Source organism: Stappia sp. ICDLI1TA098 (genome assembly GCF_054880955.1).
Window position 1 is genome coordinate 638886 of record NZ_JBTZBT010000002.1, and the last position, 16483, is coordinate 655368.

The following is a 16483-nucleotide window of genomic DNA, read 5'->3' on the forward strand; positions in this document are numbered from 1 at the left end:
AGCTATGCACTAATTGGTTGCAAATACGCTTTCATGTAATATTTAAGTTGCAGACTTGCGCTTTGGCCTGAGCACATGAACGTGGTCGGCGTGATAGAGCGCGCTGTCGCGGAAATCCTCCTGCGGCTCGAGTGCGCGGCCGACGAAGATCAGCGCCGTGCGGGTAATCTTGGCGTCGCGCACCTTGTCGCGGATGTCGCTGAGCGTTCCGCGGATGAATGCCTGATCAGGCCAGCCGACGCGGTAGGCAACCACCACCGGGCAATCGGCGCCGTAGAGTGGAACGAGCTGGCGCTCGATCTCGCGCAGGTTGCGGATCGACAGGTGGATGGCCAGCGTCGCGCCGCTGCGCCCGAGCGTTACCAGGTCCTCGCCCTCGGGCATGTCGGAGGACTTCATCGTCGTGCGGGTCAGAATCACCGTCTGGGCGATTTCCGGCACGGTCAGTTCCTGGCCGAGGGCGGCGGCGGCGGCGGCGAAGGCCGGCACGCCGGGTGTCACGTCGAAGGGGATTTCCTTCGCCCGCAACCGACGGATCTGCTCGGCAATGGCACCATAGAGCGAGGGGTCGCCGGAATGGACACGCGCGACATCCTCTCCGCGCGCGTGCGCCGCCTCGATTTCCGCCATGATCTCGTCCAGCGTCATCGGCGCCGTGTCAATGACGCGCGCGCCTTCCGGTGCCGCCTCGACGACTGCCTCCGGCACCAGCGAGCCGGCATAGAGGCAGACGGGGCAGAACTGGATGAGCTTCAGTCCGCGCACGGTGATGAGATCCGGATCACCCGGACCGGCGCCGATGAAATGGACGGTCATAGCTTTTCCTCGATGCGTTTGGCGTAGCCGCGCGGCGTGTAGACGAAGGGCTTGCCCGAGCCAGTCATGACCGTGCGCGAGGCGGAAGACCCGACCAGCACGGTGGTCAGCATGTCGACGTCGTCGACCTTGAGCGCACCCAGCGTCGTGACGGTGATGGTCTCGCCCTCGCGGCCGAGGTTGTAGCCAAGCACGACCGGCGTGTCCGCCGGCCGGCGGGCCAGCAGGATCTCGCGCGCGGCGGCCAACTGGCTGCGCCGGCGCTTCGACACAGGATTGTAGAAGGCAATGACGAAATCTCCCTCCGCAGCCGCCTTCAGCCGCGTTTCGATCGCTTCCCAGGGGGTCAGCAGGTCGGACAGGGAGATGGTGCAGAAGTCATGACCGAGGATCGCGCCGGAGCGGGCCGAGGCCGCCTGGAGCGCCGAGATCCCGGGCGCGTTCACCACCTCGATGCGCCGCGCCGCATCGCTGACGCCGCCTTCCGTCTCCGGTCGGTCGAGAAGTTCGTGAACCAGTGCGCCCATGGCATAGATGCCGGCGTCGCCGGAGGAAACAAGCGCGACGGAGCGCCCCTCGCCGGCACGTTCCAGAGCATAGCGAACCCGCTCCTCCTCCGCCCCGAGCGGGAAGGAATGGCGCGGCTTGCCCTGGATGAGCGGAGCGACGATGTCGAGATAGAGCGAATAGCCGACAGCCTCGTCGGCCTCGGCGAGAAGCCGCGAGACCTCGGGCGTGCGCCAGTCGTCGCGCCCCGGCCCGATGCCGACGACGGCCAGTCGACCACGCGCCCGGCCCACGTCGCCCGGCCGGATCGGCTCCGGCGCGATGGCAATGGCGACCGTCGCATTGGCCGTCTTTCGCTTTTCGACGATCAGCGATCCCGCGGCACCGGCCGCGGCGAGTGCGGCACCTTCTGCCACACCGTGGCACCCGACCTCGGCGAAGACCACCTCGGAGGGATTGGCAAGCCGCGCGGCCTCCTGTTCGAGCCGCGCCGCGTCGAAGACACGCAACGGCGCACCGAGGTCGGCGGCCAGCGCTGCCATCGCCGGCTCGTCGGCCTTGAGATCGAGTGAGGCGACGAGCGCCACCGCGCCGCGTGCCAGCCCCGCCGTCTCGAGCGTCTCGCGCACCAGCGCAACCAGTTCCTCCGGCGCACAGCCGCGGGCGCAGCCGACGCCGACGGCAAGCTTCATCGGATGGTAGACGAGCCGGTCCGGACCCGGCGGCACGGCGGTTTCCGTCACCGAGATCGCCAGTTCGGCGGATGGCGAGACCACAAGCCGCGAGCGGGAGAGAAACGGTGCCTCACCCTCGATCCGCACCGGGTCTCCGGCGAGAAGCCGGGCCATGAAACCCTTTGCGTCCTGCGGATTGGCCAGCCACCAGCCAGCCGGCGGCGTGTCGAGGGCAACGCCCAGCGCCGTATCGCCGGCGGTGGTGATCGCGGCATGCGCCTCGAGCGCGGCAGCGAGCTGGCGGGCGAGCGAATTCGCCCCCCGGTGGCCGCCGAGCAGCGGCACGACGCTCGCTCCGTCCTCGGAAACCGCAAGGACGGCAGGCTCGGCGCGCTTGTCCTCGATCACCGCGGCAAGCGCGCGGATGAGGATGCCCGAGGCGCAGACGCCGACGATGGGCGTGCCGGCCTGGTAGAGTGCGCGGATATGATTGAGCGTCTCCGCGAAGGAGACATCGAGCCCCGGCACCCGGTGGGCGAGCCCGTGCAGCGTCGCGCCCGGCAGGGCGGCGGCGACGCGCCGCGCCGTGGCAAGGGCCGCCGGCGTCAGGACGAGGATTGCGGCGGAAGCGTCCACGCTTCGTCTCCCTTGTAGATCAGGATCATCGAGAAATAGGGCGCCGCCTCCGACGCCACGTCGGCAAGCGGGGCGACTCGCTGGGCGGCAAGCGTCGCGCGTTCGACATACCCCGCCTGCGCGAGCAGGCCCAGCCGCTCGATCAGCGCCCTGAGACGCGGCAGGTGACGACCGACCTTCATGATCGCGACCGCGCCGGCCGCCTCGATCCGCGCGGCGATCTCCTCATCGGGGAGCGGGCCGGGAATGACGGTCAGCACGTCGTTGCGGGCGGTCAACGGGCGCGCGAGAGCCGCCGCCGTCGCTGTCAGCGAGGTCACGCCCGGCACGATTTCCACCGGAAAGCGGCCAGCGAGCCGCTCGAAGAGATACATGAAGGAGCCGTAGAAGAACGGGTCGCCCTCGCAAAGCACCACCACGTCGACGCCTGCGGCGAGCTCCGCCCCGATCTCCGCGGCGGCCTTGTCGTAGACCTCCTTCGCGGGAAAGCGCTCCACCCGCATCGGCACGACGATGGCGATTTCGCGCGCGTCCGGCGGAATGATACCGGCTGCGATCGAACGGGCGAAACTCTCCCCGTCGTCGGGCGCGGGATAGGCGACCACCCTGGCCGCGGAGATCAGCCGGTGCGCCTTCAGCGTCATCAGCTCCGGATCGCCGGGACCGAGGCCGACGCCGTAGAGCGTTCCAGCGCCTGGGCAGGAGAATGCGGTCATGGCTTCACCAGGCTCCACTGGGTTACCGGCATCAGCGGACGCCAGCCGGTCATTCCGCCGACGGGCGCGGCCCGCGAAACGGCAATGCGGCACAGCTCTCCGCCGAAGCGCGCGTGGGCCGAAAGAAGCACCGCCTCGCTTTCGAGCGTCACCGCGTTGGCGACGAGCCGGCCGCCCGGGCGGAGCGCGGCAAGCACCGTCTCGATGATCCCCGGCGCGCTCGCGCCTCCGCCGAGGAAGATCGCATCGGGAGCCTCGAGGCCGGCAAGTCCTTCGGGAGCGGTGGCGTCGCGCAAGTCCAGCCCCGGAACGCCGAGAGCCGCCGCATTGGCACGGGCGACCGCGCGGCGCTCGTCGTTGGGCTCGAGCGCGATGGCGCGCGCGCCGCGCGCCGCGCGCATCCACTCGATGGCGACCGCGCCTGACCCTGCGCCCACGTCCCACAGCAACGCCCCGGGCACCGGCATCAGCTTGGCAAGGCTCGCCGCGCGGATCTCGCGCTTGGTCAGCTTGCCATCGTGACGGAAGGCGTCGTCGGGCAGGCCCGGCACGCGGGCGCGCAACGGCGTGTGGCGCACGGCCCGAAGCTCGATGGCCGTGACATTCAGATCCGCAACGGGCCCCTCGAACCGCTCGGCGCTGGCCTCGATCACCCGTTCCTGCGGCCCGCCGAGGTGCTCCAGCACCACGAGCCGGCTTTCGCCATAGCCTTCATCGACCAGAAGGTCGGCGATCCCTGGCAGTGCCGAGCCGCCGGAGGTAAGGCAGAGAATGCGCGCGCCAGGCGTCAGAACGGCCCGCAAGCTGTCGAGCGGGCGGCCGTGAAGCGACAGGATCTCCACCTCGGCGAGCGGCCATCCGAGGCGGGCGGCGGCCAGCGACAGGGACGAGCGTCCGGGCAGCACGACGATCTCGCCCGGATCGATCCGCCGGGCCAGCGTCGCGCCGATGCCGAACCACATGGGATCGCCGGAAGCAAGCACCACGACCGGCGTGCCGCGCCGTTCGAGCAGCAGGTCCAGCCCATGGGAAAAGGGGCTCGGCCAGGGCGTGACGGAAATCCCGCGCGCGCCCAGGAACGGCGCGGCGAGTTCGGCGTGACGCGCGCCGCCAAAGACACATGTCGCCTCGCAGAGCGCCTGGCGGGCGAGCGGGGCAAGGCCCTCGACACCGTCCTCGCCAAGGCCGATCACGGTAAGCCAGGGAGCAAGGCTCATGCGCGCGCCTCCTCAGGCACGCCGCCGGCGAGCGCATTGAGGGCGGCAGCCGCCATCGCCGAACCGCCGAGCCGCCCGCGCATCGCCACATGGGCGATGGCGAAGGGGTTCACGGCGAGCGCATCCTTCGATTCCGCCGCGCCGACAAAACCGACCGGAAAACCGATGATCGCCGCCGGACGTGGGAAACCCTCGCCGATCCGCTCCAGCAGATGAAACAGCGCTGTCGGCGCATTACCGATGACAACGACCGCGCCTTCAAGCCGGTCGCGCCAGAGATCGACCGCCGCGGCCGAGCGTGTCGTGGCAAGTTCCGCCGCGAGCGCCGGCACGCGTGGATCATTGAGCGTGCAGACAATCTCGTTCGAGGCCGGCAGCCGGCTGCGGATGATGCCCTCGGCGACCATGCGCACATCCGTGAAGACCGGCGCGCCGCCGGCAAGCGCGGCGGAGACCTTTTCCGCCACGTCGTCGCTCCACACGAGATGCGCCGTTACCGAGGGGTCGCCACAGGCGTGCACGACGCGGATCGCCATCGGCCGCAAGGCTTCCGGCAACCGCTCGAGCGCCGCCTCGCCGCGCACGATGGAGAAGGACCTTCGGTAGATTTCCGCAGGATCCTTCACATAGTCGTAGCGCGGACGCGACTCCATCAGCCGTTCTTCCGCATCGACTTCGGTCCGAGCGGGTGGTCCGCGTGCGGATAGACCGGATGGTGATGGTCATGATCATGACCGTGCGAATGGCCGTGCCCATGATGGTGATCATCGTGGCCGTGATGATGGTCATGGCCGTGATCGTGGCCGTGGTCATGTCCGTGACCATGGTCGTGGTGATGATGATCATGCGCGGCCACCTGCTTCTCGCAGGCGCCGGTGCAGACATCCTCGCACAGCTTGCATTCGGCGTCGGCGCCAAGCCCCTCGACGTGATGGTGATGGCTTTCCTGCGGCCGCCCGACATCCGCCTCGAAGCCAAGCACCTGCTCGCGATACTTGCACATCTGACAGTTCATCAGGTTGGCGCCCTGGAGGATCTCCTGCACCCGGTCGGCCATCGTGTCGATCACCTGCGGATGGTCGTTGAGGTAGCCGGCCTTGAGGAACTCGATGTCCGAATGGCGTTCGGCCACCTCGTCCACCGTGTTGTAGATGCGGCTGACGAGAACGCCGGAGAAGAGGAAATACGGGAAGACGACGATGCGCTTGTAGCCGAGCTTCGCGGCATGCTCGAGCCCGGGTGCGACCAGCGGAAAGGTCACACCGGAATAGGCGGTCTCGGCCCAGCCAAAGCCGAAGCCCTCCCACAGCATGCGGGTGATCTTGGCGACGTTGGAATTGGCGTCCGGATCGGAGGCGCCCCGACCGACGACGACAAGCAGCGTCTCGTGCAGCGGCACGTCGTCGCCCGCCGCTTCGAGCGCTTCGCGGATGCGCTCGCCGGCCGCGCGGATCATGCGCGTGTCGACGGCCAGTTCGCGGCCGTAGGTGATCGTCACGCCTGGGTTTTGCGCCTGATAGGTATTCAGCACGGAAGGGATGTCGTTCTTGGCGTGACCGGCGGCAAACAGCATGCCCGGCACGGCGAGGATGCGGGTGCAGCCCTGCTCGCGAAGCCTGTCGAGCCCGTCCTTGATCACCGGATTGGCGAACTCCAGATAGCCGTATTCCACCGGCCAGTCGGGAAAGCGCTCCTTCAGTCGTTCGGCCAGCTGGGCGAACTCGCGCACGGCCCCGCGGTTGCGGCTGCCGTGCCCGCAAATCATCAGGCCGAGCTTCTCTCCGCCGTTCGCATGTCCATCGGCCATCAAACATCTCCCTCGCATTGCCTGAAGGGACGCTCGCCGATCCCGACGCCGAAAACAAATTCGCAGTTCATCTCGGAAGCTCCCTCCCTTGTCGTCAGGCGGGTGGTGCCCACCGCCTCGTCCGATTCATCCGACGGCATCCGGGAGGAAGTGCGGAAAACGCATGGCCGTACGGATGAGGCGCAAACAGCCCACCCCTCCCCCGCAAGAGAGGGAGGCGGACAGGTTGCGCCATCCAGACAGCTCCGGAGTGGATCCCCGACATGGGTCGATCGCCACCGGACTCGCTTTCAGTCCCTGAGGGGACGCCGTCGTTGGCCGGGCACGCTAGTAGAGGCGCGCGCCCGCATCAAGCGGGAAATCCGGCATGCCGCGTTCCCGCAGCGGCGTTTCCCGGGCAGAAGCAATTGCGGAAACCGGATCTTCACCTCTTCGCGCCACGGTTGCCGGAACAAGAAACGCGCCAAGCCCGCAGGGAGGGAAGACGCAAAATGACGACGCCCGCAAGGACGCAAGCCACCCAGGACGCCACCGCAAAGCCGGCCCAGGACCCCGCCGCGCGTCCGTTTTCCGCGCAAGCCGACCGCACGCCCGCCGGCCTGACGCTCGCCCGTCTCGACGGGCTCGAGCTGCAGCCCGCGCCGATCAACCCGGACTGGGTGCTGGAAGGCGAGCCGAGCGCCCGCGCGCTGACGCTCGCGCAAGGCGACGACCGCAGCGCCAATATGTCGGTATGGGACTGCACGGCCGGGCGTTTCCACTGGTATTTCGGCTGCGACGAAGCGGTCTACATCCTCGAGGGCTCGGTGATCGTCACCGGACCGGACGGTGAGACACGAGAGCTTCACGCCGGCGATTCAGCCTATTTCCCAGCCTACGACTGGTACGAGTGGCATGTGCCCGACTATGTCCGCAAGGTTGCCTTCTGCCACGATGTGGTGCCCTCGCTCGCCCGCCTGCCGGTGCGGATCCTGGCGCGCCTGTCGCTGATCGCGGAAAAACTCTACACCGCCGCCTTCGGTTTCTCCTCCCGTCCGCCCCGCGACTAGGCGATGTGATATGCGACGCCGCACCGCGTGACGCGGCGCGGAGCTTCCTCTAGTCTGACGAAACAGCGGCGGGCGAACGCCGCGAAAGGGCCAGGGAGGACCGGACCGCCATGCAGATGATTTCGCTCGTCCTGACGGTGATCGCCGACGACAGGCCCGGGCTGGTCGAACGGCTTTCCAGCGTGATCGCAACCCATGAGGGCAACTGGATCGAGAGTTCCATGTCGCGGCTGGCAGGGGCCTTCGCCGGCATCGTGCGGGTCGAGGCGGAGGCCTCGCGCGCGGCGGCGCTGGAGGCGGATCTCGCCGCCCTTGCCGATGACGGCATCATCACCACGCTGAAGCGCGGCGAGGCGTCGAGCGAGCGCCACGGCCATCCGGCTCACCTCGCCGTCATCTGCCAGGATCACCCGGGGATTGTGCACGCGCTGTCGGCCATGCTCGCCGCCAAGGGCGTCAGCATCACCGATCTGGAGACGGAGGCCTATGCCGGCTCGATGAGCGGCGAGCGCATGTTCCGCGCCGAGATCGACGTGGTGCTGCCGGTCGACCTCGAGGCGGGCGACCTTGCCCGCGCGCTCGAGACCCTGGCCGGTGACATGATGGCCGAGATCGAATTCGCCGACGCGGTCTGACCGCGCCGGCCCTGCGCCTCAGGCCGGGGCGATGGCGACCAGATGGTTGTCCCAGGCAACGCCTGGCGTCGCGGCAAGAAGTGCCGGCGCGCCGGCGAGGTCGGCGCTTTCGCTCAAGCCTCCCTGCCCGTCGGAAATCAGGAACGCACCCTGGTCGAGCGCCGCCAGACCGCAGGCGTCGCTGCGCTGCTGCGCGGCGACGAAACCGCCGTCAGCGGCATTGAAATAAAGTACCCTGCCGGCGCGCGGGCAGGAGGCTGCAACGAGCGCGCCATCATGGCTGAGCGTGACCGAACCGACGTAATTGGCAAGTTTGCCCGCCAGAGCGTCGGGAACATCATGCGTCGCGAGCTTGCCGGTTGAGGCGTCGAAGCAGGCCATCAGCGGCGGCGTGTCGTCCTGCGGCCCCTCGTACTGGCCGCCGATCCAGACCTTGGTGCCGGCGCCCACGGCCATGTGCCGGAGCGAAAGCTGGTGCAGGTTCTTCGGTGCCTCGGTGATGCCCAGGATCGAACCGCTGGGCTGGTCGATGAGCGTGATGTTGGGGCGCATGGTGGCTATGTTGAGCTTTTCCCGGTCCCGATCCGGGTGGGTCTCGATGCCGCCGTTGGCGACAACCAGCGTCTTGCCGTCCGGCATCGGCAGGATGTCGTGCGGACCAATGCCGCCACTCCACACCTCCCCGATCCTCTGCGGATTCGGGCCGGAGACGTCATAGACGCCGATGACGCCGCGCGGCGTCTCGAAATCATTCTCCGTGGCAAATACCAGCCGCCCGTCGGCCGAAAACACGCCATGCCCATAAAAATGCCGACCCGGCACGGCCGCGATCGTGCGCGCCTCCTGCCGTCCGAGCGGATCGAACAGCACCGCGAAGGTGCCCGGCCTGCGGGCAAAGACAAGGCAACGCCCGCTCCTGGGGCAAACAGCGACGTCATGGCCGCGAGAGGGCAGCGCGATCTTCACGCGCACCATGCCGTCGAGACCGGTGACGACGACCGAATGAGTTCCGTCCGCCTCGCGCCGTGCCCCCGCGAAGAGCGGATCCTGCGCATCGAGCGCCAACGCATCGGCGGCGAAGGCGGCGGGGCCACGCAGGGAGAGCGCCGCCAGCCCGGCTCCGGTGCCGAGCAGCAACCGCCTGCGGTCAATCTCCATCGAGCGCATTGAAGCCTCCCTTGAAATCGAGATAGCCGGCCAGTTCGCCAGCGATCATCGGCCGCAAGCCATCGAGCACGGTGCGGACATAGGCGAGCTTGCCAAGGTCCTTCTCGTCCTCAAGTGCCGCAAGCGGGTCGGGCGAGATCGCGCCCAGCGCCTGTCCGGCGTTGCGCGCCTCGAAGGAAACCGTGTTGCCGATCCACTGCGCGTCGGAGTCCGCATCGGCGAACCCGGCGGCATTGATCGCCCCGGCGAAGCCATCCAGCGTCGCCGCCAGATGATCGAAGGCCGTGTGCGAGCGGGCGAAAGGCACGCGGGCGGCGCGCGCGGCAGCCGGCCCTTCCGCCAGCAGCGGCGCGACGACCTGATCGCGCGACAGCTCGAGCGCCGTCAGCAGGGCATTGAAGACGAACCCGGAGGCTTCCTTGTCGGTCTTGGCGAGCGAATTGTCCGGGCCGGGGGTCAGCAGCAGCGCCGTCTGCCCATCCGGATCGCGGTAGGACTTGCTCACCTCGCCGGCGGTCTCGATCAGCCGTTCGCCGAGCGCACGGGCATAGCCGCAGACGTAGTCGCGGCTCTCGGGCTTGCCAGCGGAGCCCAGCGTCACCACCCCGTCCTTGTCGTAGGCGATCCATTCCAGCGCCGTCAGTCCCTGAAGCGCGACGCTCTTGTCGCGCAGGCTCGACGCCTGCAGCGCGCTGGGATCGCCTGCGGCCACGAGCCGCGTCACCTGGCGGCGCACGACGCCACGCGAATCAGGGATGAAGGCCAGCCGTTCCGCCCGGTTTTCGTCGGCGAGCGCGCCGATCCGCAGGGTGGACAGATGACCATGGGCAACGACGGCGGCGCGGAATGCGGCGGCGAAATCGGCGCGCGCCCGCTTGCCCGCCGCCGCGTCGAGATCGGCGGCGCAGGCAGCGTTGATGGCCGTCTCGAGCGTCACCAGGCGGGTGCCGAGGTCCTCGGCCGCCGGCACGGCGAAGCGCTCGATCAGGCGGGACACGAAGACGGAATAGTCGATCCCCTTGTCCGCGGGGGGCGCGTCCTGCGCCAGCGCCTGCCCGGCAAGGCCGGCGATCAGAATCGGCAGCGCCAGAAGGGCGGCGCGGCGGTTGCCTGCCGTCCGTCGCACGCGCGCGCCTGCTGTCCCGCCGCGGTCGCCAGCGGACATGGCCTGTGGATCTGCGCTCATCACGGTCTCCTCATGTTGCCCGCCGGGTCCCGCCACCCGTCCTGGCGCGGGGCTTGCGATGCGTTCCTGTTTTCGCGCCCGAACGCTCCGCCTGCAAGTGCGGTTCTGTCGCAGCATGAACAAGTTATCTCCGCAGGGGTGTCAGGACCTGCTCGCGCCGGGGTCCGCCCGCCAGGCGCGTCAGAGCGAGCGAAGGAAGCGAATCAGCGCCTCCCGGTCCCGCGCTTCGGCGGCGGCATAGGCCGCCCGGGCCGCCTCGCCCTCACCGCCATGCCACAGGATCGCCTCCTCAAGCGTGCGGGCGCGCCCGTCGTGGAGATAGGTCTCCTGGCCGGAAACGGTCTGAGTCAGGCCGATGCCCCAGAGCGGCGGCGTGCGCCATTCCCGCCCCGACGCGGTGCCCGCCGGCCGGTTGTCGGCAAGCCCCTCGCCCATGTCGTGCAGCAGCAGGTCCGAGTAGGGCCAGATCAGCTGGAAGCGGTGGGCCTCGATATCGGCCTTGCGCGTGGTCACGTATTTCGGCCGGTGGCAGGCGGCGCAGCCGAAATCGGAAAAGAGCTTCTTGCCGGCAAGCACCTGCGCGTCGCCGACATCACGGCGGCGCGGCACGGCGAGATTGCGGGAGTAGAAGTCGACCAGTTCCATGACCGGATCCGGCGCCTCGCTCTCGCCAAGGTTGGCCTGTTCGCCGGTCGGCATGGAGAAACAGGCGGTCTGGGCCGGCATGCAGTCGCCAAAAGGCTGCGGCCGGTCCGGCGTCGAGATGCCGATGTCGCCGGCGAAAGCGCCGGCCGACTGGGACCGGACCGTCGGTTCCGAGGCCTTCCAGCCGAAGCGGCCGATGACCATCTCGCCGGTGTTCGGGTCGCGCACACGGCTCACGCGGCCGGATATGCCATCGCCATCGGCGTCCCGCGGATCGGCCTGCGCCTCGATGTCGCCTGGATGGATCGCCTCCAGCAGGCCGAGGCCGATCATCTGCGGGGCGACGCGCGGCGAGATCATCACCTTGTCCGAGAGCGGGCCATAGGCCAGCTCGGAGATCATGTAGGAGGGAACGCGCAGGGACACGCGCGTGCCATCGCCAAGCTCGACCTCACGCTCCTGGTAGGAAACGGCGAGCTTTCCTTCCGCCGGCAGTCCGGTCACCGCGAAGGTCTGGAACTGGGTGCCATAGGTCGGTTCCGGCAGCACCAGCGCCTCGTGACTGTCGAGACGCGCCTGCTCCTCGGCGGTCGCAGCCGGCACCGAAAGCCGCAGGAAAAGGGAGACCGGCTCCTCGCCGGTGCGCGGCGGATGGCCACGGCCATCCTTCAGGTGGCACCCCTGGCAGGAGCGCGCATTGTAGAGCGGCCCCAGCCCGTCGGAAGCCTGCGTCGAGGACGGCGAGGATACCCAGAACTTGCGGAACAGGCCGTTGCCCAGGGCGAAACGCTGCTGGTCCTCGAAGGAAAGATTGGCGGAAGGAAACGAGAAGGCGTTGGCGTTGACGCGCTTCGAGGAGGTCGTGGCGCCACCGGCCATGGCCTCGAATGCCTCCGGCGCGCTCCAGTCCGTCGGAGGCGCAAGCACGCGGGAAACGCGCGCGCGGTCGCGCGGCGAAAGGTCGTCCCGGTGGGACAGATCGGAGGCCTGGGCAGCGGACGTGGCAAGAAGCGCTGCGACCGCCACGCAGGCGGTCAGGCTCAAAAGACGTGGAATCGGCATATCACTCGGGTTCCGGTACCGGTTTCCCTCCAACCCGGTTGACGAGGGAGAGGAGGCGGCGGCCCCTCGTCGACAGCCGCCTCCCATGTCTTTTCCCGAAGGCTGGTCTTACTGGAAGACCGCGCCCGGATTGTCGAGGCTGTCGGAGCCCTCGAAGGCGACTTCCTCGAGGCCGAGGGACGCGACGACGCGCTCGATGGAGCGGGTCTGGTCGATCAGCGCGTCGACCACGGCCTGGACGGCGGCGTTGCCCGCCTCGTTGCCTTCGCCGATCATCTGATCGTAGGCTTCCACGGTCTCGGCACGCGCGCGCATCTTCTCGGCCGCGGCCACGGTTGCGTCGAGCTTGGCCGTCACCTCGGCGGCAAGCGCTGGATCCTTCGCCTCGACGAGATCCTTGAGCGAGGCAACCTTCACCGGCTTGCCGTCGAAGCCATCATAGGTGCCGACCCAGACGTTGCGGATGCCGATGATGTCGTCGAGATGCGACATGTGGGTGTTGTCGGAGAAGCAGTCATGCTCCTCCTCCGGGTCGTGCAGCATGAGGCCGAGCTTGGTGCGCTCGCCCGCCAGCTCGCCGTAGGAGAGCGAGCCCATGCCGGTCAGGATCGTGGCGAGACCGCCGGCCTCCCCCTTGTCGGCAAGCTCCTTGCGGGCCTCGCCGCCGACCTTCCACGCATCGGCCATTTCCTGCAGGTCGGAAACCAGAAGCTCGGTCGCGGCCTTCAGATAGGCGGCGCGGCGGTCACAGTTGCCGTTGGTGCAGTTCGCGGTGTCGAAGTCCGTTGCCGGGCGGTTGCCGGCACCCGGGCCGGTGCCGTTCAGGTCCTGGCCCCAAAGCAGGAACTCGATGGCATGGTAGCCGGTGGCGACATTGGCCTCGATCTCGCCGGCCTCCTGAAGCTGCTCGGCGAGCAGCGCCGGGGTGATCTCGGTGGCATCGATTTCCTTGCCGCCGACCTTCAGCTTCGGATTGGCGATGACGTTGGCGGTGTAGAACGCGTTCTCCGGGTTCTCGGTGCCATAGCCGGCGTCGACGTAGTCGATCAGACCCTCGTCGAGCGGCCAGGCATTCACCTTGCCCTCCCATTCGTCGACAATGGCGTTGCCAAAGCGGTAGACCTCGGTCTGCTGGTAGGGACGGCGCGCGGCGCGCCAGGCGTCGCGGGCCGCCTTCAGCGTCTCATCGCTGGGATTGGCGACAAGAGCGTCAACGGCCGCGGAGAGCGCCTGCGCGCTTGTCAGCGACTCGCCATAAACCGCGGCGGCGATGTCGGCATAACCCGTGACAACCTCGGCCGGCTCGGCGGCGGAAGCGCGCAAGGGCGCCAGCGCGAGCACCGCGATGGATGCCAGAAGCAGTGTCTTTCTCATCGTGTCAGTTCCCATCCCAGGATCGTTTGGGCGCCCCCCGCGGTGACGCATCCGGTGTTGCCGGGCACCCCCGGCGGTGAAGATCAGTGGCGTGTCGCCGAGGCCGGAACATGCCGGGCCAACCCGCAGCGCAGGCGCCCGCCATCCAACGCGTGCGGAAGCAGAAGCTCCGCCCGGCGCAGCACATCCGAGAAGTTCGCGGCCGCCTCCAGCGTCGACGGCAGTCCCTGCGCGACAACAAGCTCGTCGGCGATGCCGGCCGCCTCCTCGCGCCGCCCGCGCTGCCAGGCAGCGACAAGCGCCACGGCAAGGCACTCGTGGGCGCACCGGCGCGGACAGCCGGACGCAAGCATCTCGAAGCCGCATTTGGCGAAGCCGTTAAGCGCGCGCGCATAACAGGAAAGCCCCGAAACCACGACGCGGGCACGCGCAACGCCAAGTTCGCCCGCATAGAGGCTCCAGGCCCGCTCCCAGGAGTCGATGCTTCCGGAGCCATAGCCCGCAAGCCAATACCGCAGCCCGTCGACAACGAGGCGCTCGGCATGCTCATCCGCTCCAGCCCTGTCGGGCATGGCGCGGGTATCCGTTCGTTCAAACATTCCGACCTCCAATCAACGAGGGTTAAGGCCCCGCCATCAAAGGATGTGGCCAGATCCGACCACGCGGCAGTAATGCTATATTGAGTTATTGAGTCAAGTTATTATTGCATAGAAATCAATACATTAAAATTATTCTAAGGTGATTTCGGAGCGGCTTTCCGGCGGCAGGAGCAAGGCAATGCAGCGGTGCAAGTCGTGGTGGGGAAAGATCTTTCACGGGCAGGCGCGCGCCTCGCTCAGGCCTCGGCCGTCATCAATTCCGGAGGCGCCCCTGCTCCGGCCAAAAGGCCCGACAGCCTGGTTTCCCGTTCGCGGTGGCTGGCCTTCGCGAAATCATGCATCGCGGCTGCGGGGAGCGGGCGTGCATAGAGGTAGCCCTGGATCGTCGGGCATCCGGCCGCGCGCAGGAAGGCGAGCTGTTCCTCCGTCTCGACCCCTTCCGCGAGCACTGGCGTGCCCAGGGTTTCGCCCAGCATGAGGACCGCGTGGACAATCGCGCGCGCCTCCGCCGAGGCGGAGAGATCGCGGGCGAAGTCCCGGTCGAGCTTGATCCGGTCGAAGGGAAAGACGCGCAGGCTCGACAGCGCCGAATAGCCGGTTCCAAAATCATCCAGGGCGATGGCCACGCCGAGCGTCCTGATCGCGTGAAGCACCTCGATGCAGCGCTCCATGTCGGCCATCAGCGCCGTTTCGGTCACCTCGAGCTCGACCCTGGCCGGGTCGATGCCGGTTTCCTCCAGGATCGCGGCAATGCGGGTGACAAGATCGGGTTGCTGCAATTGCACCACCGAGAGATTGACGGCGACCTTGACCGGCTCGTCCCAGCCCCTCGCCTGCCGGCACGCCTCGCGCAGCACCCATTCGCCGATGGGTACGATCAATCCGTTTTCCTCGGCGATCGGGATGAAGCGGGCCGGAGACACGCAGCCATGTTGCGGGTGGGTCCAGCGAACCAGCGCCTCGGCTCCCGCCAGCCGGCGGGCCGGCACATCCATCTGCGGCTGAAAATACACCTCGAGCTCGCCGCGATCGAGCGCACCGCGCAGACTGACGGCGAGGGCCCGGCGGCCCCGTTCGGCCGTGTCCATCACCGCATCGCAATATTGCACCGGCGCGAGGCGGTTGTTCTTGGCCCGGCCAAGGGCGACACCAGCGTTGGCCAGCAGGTCGGACGGGCTGAGGCCGTGCTCGGGATAAAGCGCAACGCCAAGGCTCGCGGAACAGGCGAGCATCGTGCCCGAGGCGCGCACAGGCGAACCGAACAACAGGGCGATCCGCTCCACCAGGTCGTCGACAGCGGCCTCGTGCGGGACCCATTTGAGCACCGCGAACTCGTCGCCGCCGATGCGCGCCACCTCGGCCGCCTCTCCCGCGTCCTCCAGCCACGCCCTCGCCCGCGCTCCGAGCGCCGCGAGATAAGCGTCGCCGGCGAGCTGGCCGCGCAGGTCGTTGACGACATGAAACTCGTCGAGATCGACAAGCACCAGGCAGAGCAGCCCCTCGTCGGCGTCGACGCAGGCGCAACCGTCCTGCAGCAGGCGGGTGAAGCGGGTGCGCGAGCCAAGACCGGTCAGCGGGTCGAATTCGGTCAGACGCGTCACGTCGGCGTCTGCGATCGTGCGCGTATCGTGGTCGATCAGCGCGATCACCACGCCCATGCCGATCACCATGACTGCCACCAGTGCGACGGCCAGCGCCAGCACCCAGACGTAATCCTCCCCTGGCGAAAGCACCGGGCGCAACGGCGTGATCCGCATCGCCGTCATCGCGGTAAAATGCATGCTGACGATGGCCAGAACGAAGGAGGCCTTGGCGCCACGGCGGCACCAGGTCGTCACCGGCCGCATGACCCGGTTGAGCGACAGCATGGAGAAGGCGATGCCGACAACGATGGAGGCGATGACGAAGGAGGTGTCCCAGGCGATCAACCCGTCGACATGATAGGCCGCAATGCCGATGTAGTGCATCGAGACCAGGGCGAGGCCGATCAGCGCGCCGCCGGCCTCCGGCGCGAGCCGCAGGCGGCCGCTGCTGGCCAGCGCGAAGCCGGCCGCGGTGCCGGCCACCGCGACGCAGAGCGAAACGATGGTCAACACCGGATCGAAGTAGAAGGCGGCGGAGGTCCCATAGGCCAGCATCGCCACGAAATGGGTGCACCAGATCGCCGAGCCCGCGGTCATGCCGGTGAGAAACAGCCAGCCGGAGCGGGTCCAGCCGGTCGTGTCGCGCGCGCGCACAAACAGCCGGAAACTTGCCCAGGCGCCAGCCACGCAGATCGCCGCGGCCACCGCCACGAGGACAAGATTGTGGTCGCCCGTCACGCAGGAGAGAACTTCAAGCACCGTCGAATTCCGTTCGGGGAGGCCACCCGGCCGATCAAAGCAGACTGCGAA

At 68.2% G+C, this 16483-nt stretch carries 14 protein-coding genes; 2 read left to right on the forward strand and 12 right to left on the reverse strand.

Annotation, left to right across the window (positions count from 1 at the left end; all coding sequences use genetic code 11):
* Window positions 1-42: 42 nt before the first annotated feature.
* Genes cobM through ACSLUQ_RS13280 form a run of 6 tightly spaced genes read right to left on the reverse strand, consistent with a single transcriptional unit; the run spans window position 43 to window position 6373 of the window.
* Entirely contained in the window at window positions 43-816 is a 774-nt protein-coding gene (gene cobM / locus ACSLUQ_RS13255; protein ID WP_461808796.1) for a precorrin-4 C(11)-methyltransferase, read from the reverse strand.
* Window positions 813-2633: a precorrin-3B C(17)-methyltransferase gene (gene cobJ / locus ACSLUQ_RS13260; protein WP_417772054.1), complete on the reverse strand. Its 1821-nt coding sequence runs from the start codon at window positions 2631-2633 to the stop codon at window positions 813-815. Before cobJ ends, cobM begins: the two co-directional genes overlap by 4 nt.
* Window positions 2603-3349 carry a precorrin-2 C(20)-methyltransferase gene (gene cobI / locus ACSLUQ_RS13265; protein ID WP_417772053.1) on the reverse strand — a complete coding sequence of 249 codons (747 nt, stop codon included), beginning with the start codon at window positions 3347-3349 and terminating at the stop codon, window positions 2603-2605. The genes cobJ and cobI overlap by 31 nt, the downstream gene beginning before the upstream one ends.
* The gene (cbiE, locus tag ACSLUQ_RS13270) at window positions 3346-4566 is read right to left on the reverse strand and encodes a precorrin-6y C5,15-methyltransferase (decarboxylating) subunit CbiE (protein WP_461808797.1); all 1221 of its coding nucleotides are present in this window, start codon (window positions 4564-4566) and stop codon (window positions 3346-3348) included. The genes cobI and cbiE overlap by 4 nt, the downstream gene beginning before the upstream one ends.
* Entirely contained in the window at window positions 4563-5219 is a 657-nt protein-coding gene (locus tag ACSLUQ_RS13275) for a precorrin-8X methylmutase (RefSeq protein WP_461808798.1), read from the reverse strand. The genes cbiE and ACSLUQ_RS13275 overlap by 4 nt, the downstream gene beginning before the upstream one ends.
* Window positions 5219-6373 (reverse strand): sirohydrochlorin chelatase, encoded by a 1155-nt coding sequence (locus ACSLUQ_RS13280; protein ID WP_417772050.1) that lies wholly within the window; start codon window positions 6371-6373, stop codon window positions 5219-5221. Before ACSLUQ_RS13280 ends, ACSLUQ_RS13275 begins: the two co-directional genes overlap by 1 nt.
* Window positions 6374-6864: 491 nt before the next feature.
* Between ACSLUQ_RS13280 and ACSLUQ_RS13285 the strand changes: the two genes are divergently transcribed.
* Both ACSLUQ_RS13285 and ACSLUQ_RS13290 read left to right on the forward strand, forming a co-directional pair.
* Complete coding sequence (locus ACSLUQ_RS13285; RefSeq protein WP_417772049.1) at window positions 6865-7422, forward strand: cupin domain-containing protein; 558 nt, start codon at window positions 6865-6867, stop codon at window positions 7420-7422.
* A 110-nt stretch (window positions 7423-7532) separates the two neighbouring features.
* Window positions 7533-8057, forward strand: coding sequence for a glycine cleavage system transcriptional repressor (locus ACSLUQ_RS13290; protein ID WP_417772048.1), 525 nt, complete (start codon window positions 7533-7535; stop codon window positions 8055-8057).
* A gap of 18 nt (window positions 8058-8075) precedes the next feature.
* Here the strand turns inward: ACSLUQ_RS13290 and ACSLUQ_RS13295 are convergent, their stop codons facing one another.
* The 6 genes from ACSLUQ_RS13295 to ACSLUQ_RS13320 form a co-directional block, all read right to left on the reverse strand.
* Entirely contained in the window at window positions 8076-9224 is a 1149-nt protein-coding gene (locus ACSLUQ_RS13295; RefSeq protein WP_417772047.1) for a DUF1513 domain-containing protein, read from the reverse strand.
* A complete protein-coding gene (locus ACSLUQ_RS13300; RefSeq protein WP_461808799.1) occupies window positions 9205-10410 on the reverse strand; it encodes an imelysin family protein in 1206 nt (401 codons plus the stop codon). The genes ACSLUQ_RS13295 and ACSLUQ_RS13300 overlap by 20 nt, the downstream gene beginning before the upstream one ends.
* 180 nt (window positions 10411-10590) lie before the next feature.
* Entirely contained in the window at window positions 10591-12117 is a 1527-nt protein-coding gene (locus ACSLUQ_RS13305) for a di-heme oxidoreductase family protein (protein ID WP_461808800.1), read from the reverse strand.
* A 108-nt stretch (window positions 12118-12225) separates the two neighbouring features.
* Window positions 12226-13491, reverse strand: a complete 1266-nt coding sequence (locus ACSLUQ_RS13310; RefSeq protein WP_461808801.1) for an imelysin family protein — start codon at window positions 13489-13491, stop codon at window positions 12226-12228.
* Between the two features lie 83 nt (window positions 13492-13574).
* Window positions 13575-14090 (reverse strand): hypothetical protein, encoded by a 516-nt coding sequence (locus ACSLUQ_RS13315; protein ID WP_417772043.1) that lies wholly within the window; start codon window positions 14088-14090, stop codon window positions 13575-13577.
* A 236-nt stretch (window positions 14091-14326) separates the two neighbouring features.
* On the reverse strand, window positions 14327-16432 hold the full coding sequence (locus ACSLUQ_RS13320) for a putative bifunctional diguanylate cyclase/phosphodiesterase (protein WP_461808802.1): 2106 nt from the start codon (window positions 16430-16432) through the stop codon (window positions 14327-14329).
* Between the last annotated feature and the right edge of the window lie 51 nt (window positions 16433-16483).